This is a genomic window from Psychromonas sp. (assembly GCF_983033635.1).
Genome location: NZ_CEZLMY010000067.1, coordinates 14,315 through 18,793, shown reverse-complemented (window position 1 = coordinate 18,793; position 4,479 = coordinate 14,315). Strand labels below are relative to the sequence as shown.

Sequence of the window (4,479 nt, the reverse complement as noted above, 5' to 3'; positions counted from 1 at the left end):
AAATGGCCGTTATTTTTTTGCTTATGATGCTAGTTCGTGGATTAGTAAAGCGTACGGTAGTAACTTAAGTTGGGTTGGCACAAACGGTTACGATAGAATAGATGCCAATGGTCATTATTATGTACGGGCGGTTGTTGAGGCTGCTAAAAACAATGTCATTGGCTTTAGTCAATATCCTTTTTTAAATCCGACAACCGAAAAAATTGAAGACAAGATAACCGCTTCCTTTTATTTTAAACCGCTAAATCTTGTTATTGCCAGTGGTGAATACATCAGCACCCTTAAGCAGAGTAAAATCGACGCGGCATTACAGACTGTCACCACTGCCAAGTACGGGGGAAATGGCTACTTTTGGATACAAGACAAAGACGGAAAAATTCTTGCCCACCCGAAAACGGAAATTGTCGGCAAAATAGGCTCTACCACTGGAATTATTGCAGACGGTATAAGAAATAAACCTGAAGCCATTGTACAAACTGTTTATGAAAACCCAGGTACTGGGAAAACAGAAAATAAACTAGTTTATGCGCGAAAAATCTTCCCAGAGTGGGGCTGGACCATTGTAACCGGCGCTTATGAGAGTGATATCACCTCCGTACAAGAGGGCTTAACAAAGGCTACCGAAGAAATTTTTGACGAAAAAGTTAGCTTGATGATTGTTATCTCATCAGTGTTAGTCGTTGTCTTTTTTATTATGGCAATTTGGGTTATCAGCGCCATTGTTAAAGGTTTAATCGTACTAAAAGAGCGCATTGATACTTTATCGACCGGCGAAGCAGATTTAACGTCGCGCATCGATATTGTTGCTAATGATGAGTTGGGCGATATCGGGCACTCCGTTAATAACTTTATTATTTATCTGCAGTCGATGATCCTCGATATTTCACAAGCCTCGAAGTATATTACCGAAAGTATCACGCAACTTAATGTGCAGTCAGAGCAAAATAATAAAGCTTTACTAACTCACTCTGCGGAAACGGAGCAAGTTGTCAGTGCCATTACCGAGATGAGTGCGACTTCTGAAACCGTTGCGCAAGGTGCAACGGAAACGGCCACTAATACCCAAAAAGCCAACGATGAAGCGCTATTATCAAAAAATATCGTCGTTGAAGCTTCCAACAGTGTGATTGCGCTGGTGGATGAAGTTGACTCGGCAGCCTCAAGCATTAATACAATGAATGAAAACACCCAGCAGATTATCACAGTATTAGGTGTGATAGGTGAAATTGCGGATCAGACCAATCTATTGGCACTGAATGCTGCAATTGAAGCTGCTCGAGCCGGTGAACAAGGGCGAGGTTTTGCCGTGGTCGCAGATGAAGTGCGTTCATTGGCTGCGCGTACGCAAAGCAGTACCGCAGAAATTAACAGCATACTGACAACATTGCGTAACGATGCATCGAGTGCGGTAGCTGCAATGGATGTAACCAAAGCAAGCTGTGAGCGTACGGCAGAAAATACAGAACGGGTCACAGAGAGTCTGGATACAATGACCAACTTTATTGTTGAAATTAATGATCTCAGCACACAAATTGCGACCGCATCTGAAGAGCAAAGTTCAGTTAGTGAAGAAGTCAGCCGCAATATGAGTAATATTCATCAGATGGTGCAAAATCTAACAAAAAATGGACAAGCTACCGTTGATAGCACACAAAACTTAGCATCAGCTAATGCGCAATTAGATGCCTTGGTGAGTAAGTTTAAATTACAGTAATTTATCATTAGAGCAGCAATGCACATCTGTATTGCTGCTTTTGTAATTATTCAGTGTCAAGATTCTAAAACAAACTACTTCTCATATTCGCGTTTCTTGGACGGTGTAAAATCATCTACATGGTAAAAGACAGGCACTAAATTATGCATTGGCAACATCTCAGAAATAATGAATTCATTGATCTGATCGTGAAATGCATTTTTAGTTCAATTAAATTTAAATTTAATCCCGGGCTGGGGTAAATTAACTCAATAAAAATAAAGATCGTACTTGCGAAAAAAACTATGAAAAAAAATATACGTATATGCTCTATCCGATGGAAAATTGTATCCCTTGCAGGATTTTGCTTGTTAGTTGCATTAACGAGCATTGTTGCTCTTTCTGTTTATAACGCAGATAAAACACAGTCTTTGGTGCGAGAACAAACTTCCTTGCATTTACGCGATTCTGCTATTGACTACATCTCCACGCTTGCTTCCGAAAAAGCTGAAATGGTTGCCGCTGTACTTAATAAAAACTATTATCGCGCAAACTCCCTTGCAACATCTATTTCATTTATGTATGAAGATGCAAAAACAAATGGCACACCTGATAGGCAATTGCGTACATCACTTAATCAGTTGATAAAGAAAAATGTAGAAACATACAAAGATGTTCTTGGTATTTTTGTTGTATTTAAGCCTGATTTAATTGGTAATGATGCCGATTTTATTGATGATGAATTAGCCGCTTCAAATGATACAGGTCGCTTCGATCCTTATTGGGCGAGAGGGGATAATGGAGAGCTTCTTTTAGAGACAGTGCCAAACACAGATATTATTAACACAAAAATTGATCAGTCTGGTTTTCCTGATAATGAGTGGTTTAACTGCTCACTTCGAACCAAGAAACCTTGTATCCTAAATCCCTACCTTGACAGAGTAGGAACAACAAAAATACTTATGACTTCTGTTACAGTCCCTCTATTTGACGGTTCAGAGGTGATCGGCTCACTTGGAATCGATTTATCATTAGCATCATTACAACCCTTAATTAAAGGTGCCGATAATGATTTTGTTAATGGTCTTGGTGAAATACTCCTTGTCAGTCAAGATGGAATCATTGCCGCGCATGATCAAGGTGATTCAAAGCTAGGTAAATTTGTAAAAGACTTATCACTTAATAAAAAATTAAAGATTAGTGAACAGATAAAGAAAAGCACATCGAAAATTGAATGGGATAGTCAAGCCAAAACACTTAATGCTCTTGTACCTGTTTCACTAGAAGGTGTCGATTCTCACTGGGAATTGGTATTTAGTGCATCAGAAAACCATATTTTAGCACACGCTATTGATTTAAATATGAGAGTTGATAAATACAATGACGATGCGATGCGCTTAGAGATTTTTGGTCTTATCGTTATCGTTTTTGTATCAATTAGTTTAATTTGGGTAATGACTTCAGTTTTAGTTAAACCAATCCTTGAATTAACAAATCGTATTAAAAGTATCGTATCTGGCGAATGGGATTTAACGCAACGTCTTACCGTAACAAGTAATGATGAAGTTGGAGAGCTGGTTGAAAGCTTTAATCAATTTATCAAAAAATTACAATATACAGTAAAACATATTGGTAATGCCGTAAAAGATACCAAGTTAACTTCTACACGCGCGGCTGAGATTGCTGGACGCACTAACAGTAACAGTCAACAGCAATTCATTGGAGTTGAGCAGGTTGCCGCAGCATTGGAACAAATGACCAGCTCTGTTAATTTGGTTGCTGAAAATGCAAATCAAGCAACTCAATCATCAGAGGATGCAACTATTGCTGCTAATAAAGGTCAATCCGTAGTAAAAGAAACAACCAAAGCAGTTGAAGATTTAGTGGAGGATGTCTCAGCAGCAATGCCTATGATTGATCGACTATCACAAGATAGTGAAAATATTAATTCCATTCTTTCTGTAATTGGTGAGATTGCAGACCAAACTAATTTGTTGGCACTTAACGCTGCTATTGAAGCCGCTCGTGCTGGAGAGCATGGACGAGGCTTTGCAGTTGTCGCTGCTGAAGTAAGAAATCTTGCAGAGAAAACCCAAGCGTCAATTAACCAAACTAGAGAAGTAATTGAGAAACTGCAATCAGGAACAACCGAAGTGGTACTAGTTATCCGTAGCGGTAATGACAAAGCCGAGGGCGCTATCCAAAAGGTCGCAGAGATGGATAATGCACTCTCTTTGATTGTTGAAAACATTCATAATATTAGAGATATGGGTGAACAGATTGCTAATTCTGTTGCCGAGCAAAGTACTGTTGCTGATGAAATTACTCGTACTGTTATCGATATTAAAGATGCTAGTGATGAAATTAGGCAAGAAGCAGGCCGTTCAGCAGAAATCAGTGTAGAACTACAAACACTAGCAAATGACCAACAAAAAATTATTGATCAATTTAAGTATGATTAATTAATATACATGCTTCTGTAGTTGACTCAGGTGTGGCCTAAACTAATTGTATGTTTAGGCCTATTTCAAGGGAATTGCAATGAAAACGCCAAAAGCAAGCTTTCTAGTATGGCAACGTAAATTTCATAAAGAAAATGATCGCATTGGATACCTTAAAAAACTGAAGTGGTCAGACGGTTTTATTTTCCCTCATTGCCCTCATGATAAGGGCATTGATCTACACTGCCGCCAAATAACCGAATATAGTAATTGCCATAAACAAACATCAGTAAGAACGGGGACTCTTTTCATCGCAGCCACCTGCCTTTGTTAAAATGGTTTTGG

3 protein-coding genes are annotated in these 4,479 nt (G+C 38.8%); all 3 read left to right on the top strand.

The features are described from left to right. The coding region (locus tag AC4GME_RS10470) for a methyl-accepting chemotaxis protein (RefSeq protein WP_490379362.1) at nt 1–1,714 on the top strand (1,714 nt) is incomplete at its 5' end. A gap of 347 nt (nt 1,715–2,061) precedes the next feature. Next, a complete protein-coding gene (locus tag AC4GME_RS10465; RefSeq protein ID WP_490377564.1) occupies nt 2,062–4,155 on the top strand; it encodes a methyl-accepting chemotaxis protein in 2,094 nt (697 codons plus the stop codon). A gap of 79 nt (nt 4,156–4,234) precedes the next feature. Continuing rightward, complete coding sequence (locus AC4GME_RS10460) at nt 4,235–4,468, top strand: hypothetical protein (RefSeq protein WP_490377563.1); 234 nt, start codon at nt 4,235–4,237, stop codon at nt 4,466–4,468. Nucleotides 4,469–4,479 lie beyond the last annotated feature (11 nt).

Coding starts and splice junctions, on each gene's coding strand:
- AC4GME_RS10460 (WP_490377563.1), top strand. CDS start 4,235: ATGAAAACGCCAAAAGCAAGCTTTCTAGTATGGCAACGTAAATTTCAT.